General features: G+C 34.1%; 12 protein-coding genes. 5 read left to right on the top strand and 7 right to left on the bottom strand.

Features of this window, described 5'->3' with window-relative positions:
* Positions 1-109: 109 nt before the first annotated feature.
* From SJY44_RS11975 to SJY44_RS11965, 3 genes are all read left to right on the top strand, one after another.
* Positions 110-904: a hypothetical protein gene (locus SJY44_RS11975; protein ID WP_396589896.1), complete on the top strand. Its 795-nt coding sequence runs from the start codon at positions 110-112 to the stop codon at positions 902-904.
* Between the two features lie 192 nt (positions 905-1,096).
* Positions 1,097-2,467, top strand: coding sequence for an aldehyde dehydrogenase (locus SJY44_RS11970; RefSeq protein WP_396589895.1), 1,371 nt, complete (start codon positions 1,097-1,099; stop codon positions 2,465-2,467).
* A gap of 235 nt (positions 2,468-2,702) precedes the next feature.
* Entirely contained in the window at positions 2,703-3,509 is an 807-nt protein-coding gene (locus SJY44_RS11965) for a universal stress protein (protein ID WP_396589894.1), read from the top strand.
* A gap of 19 nt (positions 3,510-3,528) precedes the next feature.
* Here SJY44_RS11965 and SJY44_RS11960 read toward each other — a convergent pair whose 3' ends face one another.
* Positions 3,529-4,404 carry a helix-turn-helix domain-containing protein gene (locus tag SJY44_RS11960; RefSeq protein WP_396589893.1) on the bottom strand — a complete coding sequence of 292 codons (876 nt, stop codon included), beginning with the start codon at positions 4,402-4,404 and terminating at the stop codon, positions 3,529-3,531.
* Between the two features lie 152 nt (positions 4,405-4,556).
* Between SJY44_RS11960 and SJY44_RS11955 the strand changes: the two genes are divergently transcribed.
* The gene (locus SJY44_RS11955; RefSeq protein WP_396589892.1) at positions 4,557-4,949 is read left to right on the top strand and encodes a DUF983 domain-containing protein; all 393 of its coding nucleotides are present in this window, start codon (positions 4,557-4,559) and stop codon (positions 4,947-4,949) included.
* 811 nt (positions 4,950-5,760) lie between these two features.
* Here the strand turns inward: SJY44_RS11955 and SJY44_RS11950 are convergent.
* Entirely contained in the window at positions 5,761-8,088 is a 2,328-nt protein-coding gene (locus SJY44_RS11950) for a hypothetical protein (protein ID WP_396589891.1), read from the bottom strand.
* A gap of 230 nt (positions 8,089-8,318) precedes the next feature.
* On the opposite strand from SJY44_RS11950, the gene SJY44_RS11945 reads away from it, so the two are divergent.
* The gene (locus tag SJY44_RS11945; RefSeq protein ID WP_396589890.1) at positions 8,319-8,633 is read left to right on the top strand and encodes a hypothetical protein; all 315 of its coding nucleotides are present in this window, start codon (positions 8,319-8,321) and stop codon (positions 8,631-8,633) included.
* Here the strand turns inward: SJY44_RS11945 and SJY44_RS11940 are convergent.
* The 5 genes from SJY44_RS11940 to SJY44_RS11920 form a co-directional block, all read right to left on the bottom strand.
* Complete coding sequence (locus SJY44_RS11940) at positions 8,623-10,101, bottom strand: hypothetical protein (RefSeq protein WP_396589889.1); 1,479 nt, start codon at positions 10,099-10,101, stop codon at positions 8,623-8,625. The genes SJY44_RS11945 and SJY44_RS11940 overlap by 11 nt on opposite strands.
* Before the next feature lie 82 nt (positions 10,102-10,183).
* Entirely contained in the window at positions 10,184-10,741 is a 558-nt protein-coding gene (locus tag SJY44_RS11935; RefSeq protein WP_396589888.1) for a trypco2 family protein, read from the bottom strand.
* Between the two features lie 752 nt (positions 10,742-11,493).
* Positions 11,494-12,516 carry a TolB family protein gene (locus SJY44_RS11930; RefSeq protein WP_396589887.1) on the bottom strand — a complete coding sequence of 341 codons (1,023 nt, stop codon included), beginning with the start codon at positions 12,514-12,516 and terminating at the stop codon, positions 11,494-11,496.
* A 117-nt stretch (positions 12,517-12,633) separates the two neighbouring features.
* Complete coding sequence (locus SJY44_RS11925; RefSeq protein ID WP_396589886.1) at positions 12,634-13,404, bottom strand: LytR/AlgR family response regulator transcription factor; 771 nt, start codon at positions 13,402-13,404, stop codon at positions 12,634-12,636.
* On the bottom strand, positions 13,405-14,511 hold the full coding sequence (locus SJY44_RS11920; protein ID WP_396589885.1) for a sensor histidine kinase: 1,107 nt from the start codon (positions 14,509-14,511) through the stop codon (positions 13,405-13,407).
* Between the last annotated feature and the right edge of the window lie 50 nt (positions 14,512-14,561).

Genomic DNA, 14,561 nt, shown 5'->3' with positions numbered 1-14,561 from the left:
GGCTCTTTCGATTGTTTTCCAAGGAAGCCGTTCATCGATAAAATAGAGAAAGGTACACTAAAAAAGTCCTCTTTCCGTTAGTGGAGCATAACCCCATAACTTTAGTATCATGAATGGACTAACTAGAATAATCCATGCATTATCAATTGCTGCTTTCGCCCTTCTCTTCTTACAAGGCTGTAGCGAAGACGGTGTGTCTTCAGCAAATGATGTAGAATTGACGCAAACGGAATTACAAAATATTTTAGAAACCGATGAAGCTGCCGGTGCTGTAGATAGTGTTTTGGCTGAACTTTTTGCAAATAACGCAGTTGCAGGAAAATCTTCCAATAAGGCCAATGATTGTTATTCAACCGAATATTCACAAACAGGTTTTGTTGTTACGTTCAACAATTGTGTTCTTAACGGTACGGAAAACATTAATGGTAGTTTAACTGTCACGTATCAAGTTGGCAATGAAACTGCTGCCTTTACAGCTTCTTATGTTGATTTTTACATTGGCAACCTTAAGGTCAATGGAACCAGAAATTACATTTTGACAAGTAGTCTTGAACAGAACACCATTTCATTTACAGTCACCAGTGAAATGTCCATTGAAATGGAAGATGAAAGTATTATTTCTGAAAGTGGCACCAAAACCTTCAGTTTTACTTTTGGCGAAACTTTAGAAACAAGCACATTTAGTCTATCTGGAAATTGGCAGGTACAAGCAGATGGAAATACTTATGTTATAGAGACTGTAAACGATTTAACTGGTAATCTTACTTGTGCTAATTTAACCAGCGGTAGTATGAGTGTGGCTAAAAACGGTTTTATCATTACTGTTGATTTTGGCGATGGCACTTGCGATAACCTGGCTACTATCACCTTGCCCAATGGAAACATGGAAGAGGTTACCTTATAAGGATTAAAACAACATACAATATAAAAAAGCACCGAATAGTCGGTGCTTTTTTTGTTGAACAGGTATAGTAACTTCAAAAACAATAGAGGAATTAGCAATATTCTTTTATCTAGTGTAACTTTAGATTCCTGAACTTTATCCTAGTTCTCTTTCCTTTTTAAGAGGGCAGGGTAAAGTCAATAAGGATTGCATATGATTGAAGATTTAGTACAAAGTCAAAGAGATTTTTTTGCATCGCAACAAACAAAGATCGTTACTTATCGTAAACAATATTTAAAACGATTACGAAAAGAATTGGTCGCCAATGAAGACGCTATTTGCGATGCCTTATATATAGATTTCAAAAAACCAAAATTCGAAGTACTTGCCACAGAAACACAAATGGTGCTTTCAGAATTAAAATACATCATTGATCATCTAGAGTTTTGGAGCAAACCGGTAAAGGTTGGTGCTACTTGGACAAATTTCCCCTCTTCAGATTGGATATATTCAGAACCGTATGGCAATGTATTGGTCATAGCGCCTTGGAACTATCCATTCCTATTGACCATGTCCCCGTTGATAGGAGCTTTGGCAGCGGGCAACACTGTTGTGCTTAAACCTTCGGAATTGACTCCCGAAACTTCTAAGGTTATTGCAAAAATAATTGAAAAGGTATTTCCCAAAGAATATGTTAGCGTTGTTGAAGGCGGAATACCCGTATCACAAGAACTCCTGACAAAAAAATGGAACTATATTTTCTTCACTGGAAGTTCTCGAGTGGGAAAGATTGTTTACAAAAGTGCGGCGGAACATCTTACTCCAGTTACTTTGGAATTAAGTGGGAAAAACCCTTGTATCGTTGATGCAACCGCGTCCATTACGTTGGCAGCAAAGCGTATTGTTTGGGGCAAGTTTTTAAATGCTGGACAGACATGTATTGCTCCTGATTATATTTTGGTTGAAAAGACGGTAAAAGATAGACTTGTAGAGGCCCTGAAACTTAATATCAGAAAATTTTATGGCGATCCTATTGAAGAATCCAATGATTTTGCTAGGATAACCACTGACAGCCATTACAACAAATTAAAGGGATTGCTGGAAGGAGAAAACATACTCTTCGGTGGAACTTGTAAGGATGCCGAACGGTTTATTGAGCCAACATTGGTAGATGAACCTGGTTTTAAAAACGATTTGATGAAAGATGAGATTTTTGGGCCCATACTGCCCATCATTTCTTATGATTCAGAAGAAGATATTCATAAGTACGTAACACAACATGAAAATCCTTTGGCATTGTATGTATTTTCTACCAATAAAAAGTTCCAAAAAAGAATTATTGACAAGTATGGTTTTGGTGGTGGGGTAATTAATGATACTGTAATGCAAATAACCAACAAAAGATTGCCCTTTGGCGGGGTAGGTCAGTCAGGAATTGGAGGATATCATGGCAAACATTCCTTTGACCTATTCTCCCATAAAAAAGCCATTATACGAAAACCTAACTGGATAGATATCCCCATACGCTACGCTCCGTATAACATTCCCATAAAATGGGTTAAGAAAATAAAGCATCTTTTCTAAAAAAAATTTACACTCCCGTTAGATAATTGCCATCAAACATATTGCTAATCCCAGAATTCTAAAGAAAATGGCCTACCGTTTCATTTTCAAGCACCATCAACAAACAGTTTTGAATGAAAAGGGCAGAAGTGCTCAGTGTTATACTTTTATTAATCAAAAGTTAAACTATTATATTATGATAGCAATAGTATTATCTTTAAATTATTCCTACAAACGTGCATAAAACAACAGAAACATGAGTACTAAAAACAACAATGGCAAATACAAACTTTTGGTGTTAATGGATTTATCCCAAGCCTCGGAAATTGCTCTGACCAATGCGGTACAACTGGCCAAAGCAATTGACGGAAGGGTAGAGGTATTGTATGTAAAAGCTCCAACTGAGGTTGTTAAATATGAAAACCAATTGTCTGCAATGCGGACCATACATGAGGATAATAGAACCACTAAAGCTCAATTACAAGAGCACATCAAAGAAATAAGCAAAAAAGAAGATTTTCCAATAACTTCTCGAATTGCATATGGCAATATAAAAGGTTCTATTAAAGACCATTTATCTGATTCACAGATAGATATAGTGGTTCTAGGAAAGCGAAAGTCTAAGTTGGCCAACTTCCTTGGTAATGGCATTACTGAATTTGTACTAAGCGATTGTAATGTGAATGTATTAATAGTGGGTGAGGACCATAAACTACATTCCTTTAAAGATATTTCTTTGGGCATTTATGGAAATAAAGTCGAAGAAAGCAAGCTTGGCGTCATCAACGATTTAAACAAACAAACAACAAAACCGCTAAAACTTTTTAGCGTTCGTAGTCCTCAAGATAAACCAGTTGAGCAAGAAGCAAGTACAAAAGAAACGGTTTCTTATGTATTTTCCGAAGGAACTAACGCTTTGGACGGTTTAGCCTCTTATGTGCTAAAAACCAATACACAGTTGTTTTGCATCACCAAAAAACAAACCAAAGGATTATCGTTTCAGCCAGATTCTGCAAGACAAATTGCCAAAAAACTTGATATCCCCGTATTGATCATGCAATAGCGCTTTTTTAGGAAGCATTTTATTGGTAGCTCTTTTTAAATTCTAACGGTGTTTTGCCTGTCTTTACTTTAAAAACTCTAGAGAAGTAGGCATAATCTTCGTAGCCCAATCTTTCCGCTACTTTAGTTAGGGAATTATCCGAGTGTACAATAAGCCGTTTGGCCTCTAGCAAAACCCTTTCTGTAATTAATTCTGTGGTAGTTTTGTTTAAGGTAGTTTTGGTGATTCTATTCAAATGCTTAGGGGTAATATGTAATTTATCTGCATAAAATTTAGCAGATTTCCCCGTTTTATAGTCTTCTTCAATAATGCTTTCCAAAGTTTCCAATGTCTGTAAATAGGTAGAGGACAAAACCTTTTTAATGGGTTCATAACTTGCGTAGAGCCTGGTTAAATCAATATAGGCAAGGTTTACAAGGCTGATAAGCTTTTGTTTTTTATAGGTTGAACTTTGATGGTACTCTATATTGATTTCTTTGAACCGCATGGCAATATTATCAAGTTCCTCTAACGTTAAAGTAAGGTCTGGCGGATTTTTAAGGGAATAGTAGAACGGAAATTGGGTGAGTTTTCTATTTAGAAAATACAACTCGTAAAAGTCGGGGGTATGAAAGAAAATATAGCCTTCTGGAGTACTATCAAACTTCCAAGAATGTGTTTGACCAGGTTTCAAGAAAAATACGCTTCCAGGTTGTATCGGATAGGTATTAAAATCTATCTCATGTACACCAGAACCTTTACGGAATAGTACACAGAGAAAAAAGTCATGTTTATGGGGCTTATGAATAATTTGCGCATTCTTTTTTAAATGTTGCTGCAAATCGTTGCTGTAAAAATCTGATAGTGATTCCTCCTGTTCAAACTGCTCAATATTTAGTATTGGAATATGCTGCATGGAATAATAATGTCCTAAAAGTACAAAAAATGGAGTTAATTGTGTTGGTATGCTGTCTGAATGACTTAGTACCTTTGCGAAGCAAATGAGAAAGGAGAGGAGTTGATTTTATCATATAAAACAATCATCTACAGTACAATAAAGAGTGAATTATGAAATTTTTAAAAGGAACCAAAATATATAGCATTCTTACCGGGACATGTCCTGTTTGTCAAAATGAAAGCATGTATACTGAGCAGAACCCATATAAGCTGTCGAGTACTTTAAAGATGGAAGAACGCTGTGGCCATTGCAATACAAAGTATAAAATTGAACCTTCTTTTTTTTATGGGGCCATGTATGTGAGCTATCCCGTTGGACTTGCTTTTGCCAGCTTAGCATTTGTACTGTCTTATTTGGTTTTTGATTTAAGTTTGATTACTACATATGGTTTAATTGTGGTGATCATGTTTATGGCCTTGCCATTGATCCTAAGAACTTCTAGAAATATCTGGATCAATTTCTTTATGACCTTTGAAAAATTAAAGTCACAACCAAAGACGTAACGTCTGTTTTGATAAAGGAAAGTAAGATTGTCTTTAAATGGATACAAGAGTAGAAAAGGAGTAGCAAATTTATTTCATACATATTCTATTTTACATAATATAAATTATGATACATTTTGTGTTATTGGTTTAGCCAGTGGCTGAAGCAATAATCAAGAAAGATGATGCGGCTGCCATTATACCGTAAAGGTTTATTGAAAAACGTAAGTCATAATTCTATTATGTAAAATATCCCTCGCATTTGTGGCTTTTAAGAGAATTACCAACGGGGTCATCAAGCTTTTTAATTTACGCTGCCGGAGATTTTCCACACAGAATAAATTTTATTCTAAACTTCGAAATTCGTCAACCCTGACGACAAACCTTTTAGCTGTACTCATAATTTGTCATTATGTCAAATTGCCGCTCGGCCAACAGCACATTGCTTTCATAAAAAGTAAATGCTGCCATCTTCATCATCTCGCAGTCTCATAAAATTCATCTACTAGATAAATTTTATTCGCTCGTATTTTTATACGCAATTCTCAGCCACTTGGCCAGCGCCATTAAAAGCTCAGCTTTTCGTTTTTATTGAAACCTTTGGTTTTATTGGAAATATGGAAAAGAAAAATTTCAGGAACTTCTCGTTAGTCTGGCACAAAAGCTTAAAATTTCGCTGGAGCGTAAATTTCTAAGCACTTGCCCACATCCTCCTCCGAATCAGCTTTTTTGAAAGGATTTATAACATTATGTCAAATAGAAACGAAACCTCCTGTTGTTTTCTCCTTTCTTTTGCAATCAATTTAGTTTTGTTGATTAAGGATATAACTCATTATAGTTCCGAACTCTTTGAAACTTTTATTATTTTATCAAATCGTTTCTTATATTTTGTGGAAAGCTTATTATACTTTATGAAGTAATTCATTTCATCTTCAAGCATTACAAGTAACTGATTTATAACAGATTGGTCCCGTAATGATTCAACAAAATCATCAAAGTTATATTTACCTATTGATGAACTATAATAGTCTACTAGATTGGAAACAGCTTCATCTACAGGTTGTATTTCTGTAGAATCAACTTTTTCATCATGCTCCTTATTTATTTCATAAACGTAAGTTTCTCTTATGTCAGCAAGTCCTTTTGTCAAATTAATACCGCTGGATGATTTTAAATCGATAATGGAAGTTAATACATCAGATAATTTTCTAACTCTTTTTATGACCTCATAATCAGTTTCAATCATCGATAAAATCTCATTAGATATTGCACCACCATTTATTTTGAATTTTAATAGAGAAATATGGTCTAAAAATTTTCCAGGTGTAAATAAATGCCAGTATCTGAAATTGGGGTTTTTAGGTTGAAATTCCTTCCTGAATAAATTAAAACTTTTATCCCAGGTTATTACTGTAGGGTCAACCAAATCTTCTTTAATACTATAAATATGCATAAACAGTAGAGAGTCGAACTTTAAAGACCTTGGCTTACGAGATATGCCCGATCTTGAATATATTTCAGCAATTGTTTTCTCTATTCTTCCATAATCATATTTATTATAAAAGTCTGTGTTATATGCGGGAACATCATCTATTGAAATACCATTGTCCTTAAATAGCCGTATTAGATATTGATCCAAATAATTATTTTGTTCATCGCTTTCAATTCTTGAAACATTAACACCGAATGATTCTATAAATTCTTTAAAACTATTTGTAAATATTTTATCCTTTTTCAAAGACATGTAAAAATTTAGTATCTCATTTTTTGACCCACCTAAGGAATCAAAAAGACCAGATTCTTGGATTGGTATTAACCTAGCCGCATTTTTGAAATAATCACCTAATTCTTTTATATAATGCTGTGTTGTATTATAACAAGCTGATTCATCATCTGATGATATTAAATCAAATAATTCTTTAGCAATTTTGAACTTATAATTATCATATTTATAATCTTTCTCTTTTAAGACTAGCAGTAAATAAATCAGTACTGGAGTGTCAATAAATACTTCTTTATTGGTTCTTCTTGAATATTCACTAAATTCAGGATTGTCCATTAGATTTTTAAATAGCTTCCCAGCAGATATTTTTGCCAAGAAATTATTCTCAATACATAAATTAAAAACATCCTCCAAAAACTGTTTGTAATTTAAACTTTCTCCAAAGCAACCCTTAACGTAGTCATAAAACTCTTTTATTTCTTTGTTCGTGCCTTCCTCGCTTGTTAAAGAAGATATTTCACTAATATCTATCTCATGTTGACTTTCGAAAATTGCATTTAATTTTTCTATTACAAGTCTTATCTCAAGTTCTGAGTCTTTCTTATTTATTAAATTTTGAAGCTTTGAAGAAAACTCTCTTTCTGATAATTTTGAATTTTCTCGTATCTCTTTAATTAACCTTCTTTCACTATCCGTTAGTTTAAAATTACCGTTTGTACATTTCTCTATTTTTTTATTAGTAGAAAGTAGGTTTATCAACCTTGCACAATAATTTTCGGATGTTTGTGCTCCAAACTCTTTCTTAACTTTTTCTACGATGCTACCAATAGTAGTTTCATTATCTGAACTTTTGTAAAATTCATTCAATATAAAGGAAGTTATAAACCTTTCCTTAAGCTCCTGCGAATCATCAGCATACGATAAATAATCAAAATACATTTTTTGATTTTCATCAAAATAAGACTCCTCATCATTAAAAAAATCTCCAAAAACCTGTCTTAAAGATTCTCTAGAACGATAAAAATTTGGTTTATCTAAATATGTGGCGATTAACTTATTATCAAATAATTTTAAGTCTATAGAAAAATCCTCTCTTGCGAGGTCGACTAAATCAATTACTTTATCCTCTGAGGCTCCTTTAGAATAATAGAAAAAAAAAGAATTTGAATAATCATGTTCATCAATCAACTTTGATACTTTTGTTAAGTCTTTACCTAGTTTTCCGTAAAGGTTTTTATCAACAGTTATTTGAATAGGTATTTTTTTGCTTTTTTTATCTTCAATTATTTTAACATCTATTCCTCCGTCATTTGTTCCATCAGTAATAGAGACTGTTTCTATTTTCCAGTAATCCATTATGAAAGCCTTAATGAAATCATCAAATTGATCTTTAGTTAATCCATCAATCCAATTTACATAATTCTTGGTATAACTCATTATTTGACTTTATTAGCAGTTTTAATGGCCCCTGTGATTGACCAAGTAATAGTATTGTTAAAAATAAATAAATCATTTTTTAAAAATAGTTTCTTTTCTAATTAAACATTTTAACGTTACGAATTTCATATATCGCTAAAAGGGTTTAATTTGTTTTCAAAAAACATATAATTTAGAGTTCAATATTATTTATTCAGATAATCGTAATATTTGATATTAATTTCTTACACATGAGTCAAGAAAATAATGAGCTAAACACTAATGACCTCACTCCCCTACTCTCTTATATTCAAGAATGCCACGAAGGCGATCTTCTTTCCTTTACCCAAAGCTTGGACAAGACTGTTTTTATGTTCCACTTTATCCCATGGACACCTTTTCAGATTTGGAGCGGCAAAATTGCTGTCATATTCTCATGGAACTCAAAGAGGCAGTTATGGAAATTTACATCAATAATAATGGAGGTAGCTGTTTATGACTTTGCTATCTTCTTTGACCAGTTAGAATTTAAAGTAATATTTCATAGAACGAATTCTAAAACCTAATGCGAAATGCCTTAATAACACTTTGTATTACTGAATCAATTGACGAAGGTTCTGATATGGCACCAAGTGGTTTAGAAATATCACCTTTTGCAGCTATAAAAGCATAATTTTTGGCCAATAAATCAGATTGATTACCCCTTACCCAAGCTTCACTATACAATTCAGCTGCGATGTTAAGATTTCCCTCGCGAGCTAATATATCTCCAATAGATTCAAGAGTTTTGGATTGCTTAATTTCATTATTTGTTAATTCTACTCCCTTTAGCAAGTATAGCAATCGATTGTTTTCAGAGTAACTCTTTTCATTTATGTATGATAAATCATTTAGTACTTTTCCGTAGTCTATCATAAGAGTTGATACTTCCTCCACATATTTAGGATTGTCCGCCAAATTAGGATATTTTAAGTTTTCATAGAAACTTGAGTTTCCTGAACCAAATTCTGAGGATAGCTCAGCGTCAAACTGTTTGAATCCTAAACTTGTGTTGTACTCAAAAGCCTTCTCGTAAAAGGATTTGGAAGCCAAAAGAAAAGTCTCTCTTTGACTCCTCGGAACTTCATAAGTTTTGCGGTATAAATCTCTCGCCACCAGAGAGGCAAATCTTTTGGGAAAAATTTTTGATAACTTTTTTATGCCAAAACCTTTACTAACTAAAGTCTCCAATAAGGAACAACCTATGTATTCATAACCTTTTTCGAAGTTTTTGGATGACTCACTAATTTTACGTGCCAGAAAATATAGATCTAAATCGCTTAATTTGTTGCTGTGCCTTCCTGATTCTGGATGCATATCCATATAGGATAATAATTTAGCATCATCAATTTGACCATTGATGATTTTTATAAATAATTTGTTAATCTTCTCTGGTATCTGAACCTTCCGCAACAAATCAAACAATCTACTATTGCTATTATAAAAAGACCCCTGTTGGCTTTCCCCATGATAACAAGTCCCAACCACTCTACCAAATAAGTTTACTAATGGACTTCCACTAGCCCCACCAATTACGGTATCTTCAGATAAAAAGCTCGAAGAGCTGACAGATCTTGCTATTTCCCTTCCCCTTACCGCAATTGTAGACTCATTCTCTTTTGTAAAATAAAAATGAATATATTCATTTCTGGACATTGTTCTGAAGTGAATGTCAAACGGTGTTATGAGTTTCATTGCTTCAGTCCATTTTTGGGATTCTTTGATTTTCAAAAGAGCCAAATCCACTCGAACTTTATTTCTTTTACTTGGGGGATTGAATTCTCCTCCTACGAAATCAAATTGAAATTCTGGTTTGCCAGGAATTTCTGGAAACTTGATTTTTAAATTGGTTTTCAGTTTACCGTTTGAGTCAATCAAATTGTGGTAGGCAGTTACTAAGAGCCCATTAGATGAAATCACATAAGCCGAAGCAATTCCAATTGTCCCGACAGAATATTTATACTTTGACTTTATTTGCGGCTTCGTTTGAGCCAACTCTTCCTTTATCTGACAAGAAAATTGCGCACTTAAAGAGTTAGCAAAAAAAAGTATGAGACAAGAAAATAGATGGAAATGTTTAGTCACTTGAATTAGAGTATAAGATTGTAACTGTATGAACATATTTGTTCTTTAATTTACCATTTCCTGAAATAGTAACCGGACTAATCTCTAGTTCTCCTGAACCCTCTTTGGACTTTTCTATAGTGAATTTGAGTTCTACAGTTAATTCATCCGCTACAAGTTTAAATGAACCATCGCTTGTTGCAGTAGCCGAATAAGCTGACTCCACAATCATTTTTTTAAGCTTATCTCCTAATGACGCTTTTTCCGCACTTGTTGCCGCTCCATCTGGATTGTTTTTCAACTTAACAGTTACCTTCGAACTACTTTCTCGAGTTTTCTTCTTTCCAAAAGTGAAGATAAATAGTTTAACAGACCCTCCATATTCTCTTGTTTCTACTCCTTCGAATTGTACAGTTGCGCTTTTGAAATCAGGTAAATTTTTGGAGTCAATCTCTCTTTCCGCTTCGCTTAAAGCGACCTGAATTTCTTTAACGACTTTTTTGAGTTCAAGCTGTTGTGATTTTAAAGAAGTAATTGCTAATAATGCCAACACTAAAATTAGATTTCTCATAAGTCATAGATTTTAATTAATTAGTATGTTCTAAGTTGTTATAAAATTTAATTTATTAAATACCCAGTTGTAGGAATTCTATAGAAATGGGGGAAGTAAGTTGTAGGAAGTCAATACTTTGGAGTACTTAAATATAGAAAATGAGTATGGAAACTCATTGCAGGAAAACCTTAGAATTTCTGGGGTTTTTCTGCAATTTGGAGGGATTTTAGTGTGCTTTTATTAACAATAGCAGTTTTTATGCCATTTCATACACTTTCACCTCCCCCACTCTGCGGGTTCGGTAAAATAGTATTCCATTACCTTTTTGGAAGAAGTTTTTAAAAAGAAAAAAATCAAGGAAGATTGTAACAACTTTGCCAGCGCACCATCTCGCTCAAAAAAGAAAAGGTCTACAAGACCTTACCTTTTTATGACGTACCCAAAGCTCAAGTTACATAACGCGGTACATTATGATACATTTTGTATTATTGGTTTAGCCAGTGGCTGAAGCAATAATCAAGAAAGATGATGCGGCTGCCATTATACCGTTAAGGTTGAATCAAAAACGTAAGTCATAATTCTATTATGTAAAATATCCCTCTGTAACTGATAAAATAAAATGTACAATTAAATAAGCGCTTGTGAGTAAAATAAAATTTCCAAGCACTTGCTACCCGCTGTGTTCCTAGAAACTTTTCTTTAGTTTCTATTTTACATAATGTATTGCTACAATCCACTTCGCTTACCAAACTACGGTACTTACTTGACTCTCATCTTTCAGTATACCATGACGGAAATACATTGTTGACCGTATTATGGGTTAATTGTTCAAGCCTCTCTCCATTTGACTCAATGATGAATATTTGGAAATTACTAGAATTCCTTTTCGACGAAAAGGCGATTCTTTTTCCATCTTTTGACCAAGAAGATCCATAAAATATGGGTGGAGCGCCATCATAATATGGAACAAAAGGATTTCGCTTTGCAGATTGATTGTTGGTGAGATTTTTTCTTTGGGTTCCATCCGCATTCATGGTATATAAATCTATATATTTACTTTTGGCATCCCGATGTATTACATGAAAGGCAATTTTGTCTCCTTTCTGGGACCAGGAGAAACCAAACTCATCAATCTTAGGGGTATTGGTAATATTTTTGATATTTTTCCCATCCCCATCCATTATATAGAGGTCAGAATTTCCCGACCTGTCAGAGCCAAATAAGATTTTTTTTCCATCACTGGACCATTGGGGACCAAAGTCGGACCCTTTGGTGTTTGAGATATTTTCATCTGTTGATCGCTCCAAATCCATAACAAAAATCTCAAAATCACCTTGAAAATATGGAGCCCTTTTTGTGTCCACTTTATTATAGGTTACTTTTTTGCTATCAGGAGACCAAGAGCCAACATAAGTATAATGAGGACCTATGGTGAATTTGCGTTGCTGGGTAAAATCACTATTGGCAATGGCTATTTTATATCCTCCGTACTTATAGGTGCCAAAAATCACATGTTTTCCGTCAGGAGAAAATTTAGGTGAGCTATTGGCTCTTCTGGGAACAGCATCAAAAGTATGCTGCTTCAATCCATTTCCATCTGGGTAAACTGAGAATATTTCAAAAGAGGCTACATTTTTATTCCCTATTTCTGAATCAAAATAGATGCGTTCACGTTCTTGATGTTGTCCAGAAGATGAAAAGCTAAATAGCAGAACGATTATCAAGGGAAACAACTGAATTATATCCCTATATAATGGTTTAGTAATGCTCAATGCGTTTTTGGAAAAATTCATAAATCAGAATTCATTTTGCCACAAATTAATTGAGCAATTGCAAATGGAAACACATTTTGTGATAAACTGTGAAATTTGAGAAAGTTTGTTTATAAAATAACGCTCAAGGGTTGGGAATCACCCACCAATTTCCTCCAGATAAGATATAATATTGGTTTTATAAGACCTCCCTGAAGTAAATTCCAAACCAGTTTTAAGCTTGATTTTGTAGTAGGAATTGCTCAAATAAAAACAACCCTGGATATATCTCTTGTTAAGCATCAAAGATCTATGAACTCGTACAAATTCTTTGGCAGATAGTTCATTTTCTATGGCGTTCATGGTAGCCCTATAAAGGTGCTTTGCCGAATCTGTGTGGAGTTCCAAATAATTGCCTTCTGACTTCATAAATATGATATCCTCAGTATCAACATGCAACAATCTTCCATTTTTTTTGATTGTGAAGTCGGTTCGGTGGTTTACACCTCCATCTTGCTTAAGTTCCTTGAAAAGATTGTCCAATATATTACGCAATTCGTAGGTTTTGTCAGCTTTCTTAAGTGATATCATTCTCTCAAGAGAAGTATCCATCCGTTCTTGGTCAAACGGTTTTAATAGGTAATCCACCGCATTGACCTCAAAGGCTTTGAGCGCAAAGGAATCATAGGCAGTAGTAAAAATAACATAAGGAACCTTATCAAGTCTTTTCAACACGGAAAAACCATTTAAATCTGGCATTTGGACATCGAGGAAAATAAAATCGGGTTCTTTTAGTTTAATGCTTTCAATAGCTTCTTTCCCATTTCTGCACTCTGCCACAACCAAAACATTACGGTGCTTTTCCAGTAATTTGAGCACACGTTGTCTTGCCAGGTACTCATCATCGATTATAATACAACGCAGTTTCATTTAAATCGTCTTAAAGGGAAGGGAAATTTTGGCTATATATAATTCGGAATGTGTAAGACCAAATTCAAATTTGAAGAGATTCCCATAAATCCCTTCAAGTCGCTTTCTAATATTTTTAAGCCCTAAACCGGTTCCCTTTTCCATCACTGATTGACTGCTTTCTTCCAAGGTATTTGATACTTGCATCATTACATATTCCACCCCTTGAGTCTCCTCAAATACCTTTTCAATTTCAATGGTGATTTTTCCATATTTCGTGGCAGTCACCACTCCATATTTAATAGCATTCTCTATCAAAGGCTGCAATATCATATTGGGAATTTCTGCGCCTAGGAGTTCTTTGGGGACTATATATTCAATTTGCATTTTATCAATGTATCGGATTTGTTCCAAATCCAAGTAATGTTTGATGAATTCTATCTCATTCTTTATAGTGGTCATCTGCTCCATTTCGTTTTCCAGCAGGCTCCTGAGCAAGGTCCCTATTTTGGTCAACATTTTTTGGGCTTTTTGAGTGTCTATATCGATCATGGAGGAAATGGAGTGAAGGGTGTTGAAAAGAAAATGCGGATGCAACTGCATCTGTAGCGTATTGATTTGGGCATTTATTAGAGCTTGTTGATTTTTAAGGTATTGTTTTTGGTAGTCTGCCCCTAAAAATAAGGCAATGATGACCAATTGCTCGATCAAGCTCGAAAAGCTACCCACTGCTAAGGCAACGATTCCGTTGGGCCCAAAAAAATTCTTCATATATCCCGTATCCATAAAATAGATCAAATCGTAAACTTTTGTGGACAAGGCCCTGTGAAGCGCCGAAATAATCACAATGCAAGCTATTATGCCCATCCAACCAAGTATTGTTTTTCTCTTGGAAGTTATTTTTTTTGTAATGCTTCCTATCCATGGTGCCAGAACCAGCCACAATGTATAATTGACTGATATTTTTAAACTGATGAACAACCAACTAAAGGGAAAATTGTAATCATTGACCAAGTGGCTGGTATATTCTTTTGCAATAAAAAAACAGCACACAATAAAAACGGCAACTCCCATTTTACCAAAAGCAATGGGCAAATTTTTATAACTTTGGAAGAGTTGCTTCAGCATACTATCAATTTACCTTTCTAAGGTATAAAAATGAATTAATTCATGTTTTT

This window comes from Allomuricauda sp. R78024, from assembly GCF_044596045.1.
Classification (GTDB): domain Bacteria; phylum Bacteroidota; class Bacteroidia; order Flavobacteriales; family Flavobacteriaceae; genus Flagellimonas.
Note: the sequence above shows the minus strand (reverse complement) of the source record. Positions and strands in the feature narration are given on the sequence as shown.

Bases quoted from the DNA above. Each gene is read 5' to 3' on its own strand.
- SJY44_RS11965 (WP_396589894.1), top strand. From the start codon at position 2,703: ATGAGTACTAAAAACAACAATGGCAAATACAAACTTTTGGTGTTAATG.
- SJY44_RS11970 (WP_396589895.1), top strand. From the start codon at position 1,097: ATGATTGAAGATTTAGTACAAAGTCAAAGAGATTTTTTTGCATCGCAA.
- SJY44_RS11930 (WP_396589887.1), bottom strand. From the start codon at position 12,516: ATGAATTTTTCCAAAAACGCATTGAGCATTACTAAACCATTATATAGG.
- SJY44_RS11955 (WP_396589892.1), top strand. From the start codon at position 4,557: ATGAAATTTTTAAAAGGAACCAAAATATATAGCATTCTTACCGGGACA.
- SJY44_RS11975 (WP_396589896.1), top strand. From the start codon at position 110: ATGAATGGACTAACTAGAATAATCCATGCATTATCAATTGCTGCTTTC.
- SJY44_RS11960 (WP_396589893.1), bottom strand. From the start codon at position 4,404: ATGCAGCATATTCCAATACTAAATATTGAGCAGTTTGAACAGGAGGAA.
- SJY44_RS11945 (WP_396589890.1), top strand. From the start codon at position 8,319: ATGAGTCAAGAAAATAATGAGCTAAACACTAATGACCTCACTCCCCTA.
- SJY44_RS11950 (WP_396589891.1), bottom strand. From the start codon at position 8,088: ATGAGTTATACCAAGAATTATGTAAATTGGATTGATGGATTAACTAAA.
- SJY44_RS11935 (WP_396589888.1), bottom strand. From the start codon at position 10,741: ATGAGAAATCTAATTTTAGTGTTGGCATTATTAGCAATTACTTCTTTA.
- SJY44_RS11920 (WP_396589885.1), bottom strand. From the start codon at position 14,511: ATGCTGAAGCAACTCTTCCAAAGTTATAAAAATTTGCCCATTGCTTTT.
- SJY44_RS11925 (WP_396589886.1), bottom strand. From the start codon at position 13,404: ATGAAACTGCGTTGTATTATAATCGATGATGAGTACCTGGCAAGACAA.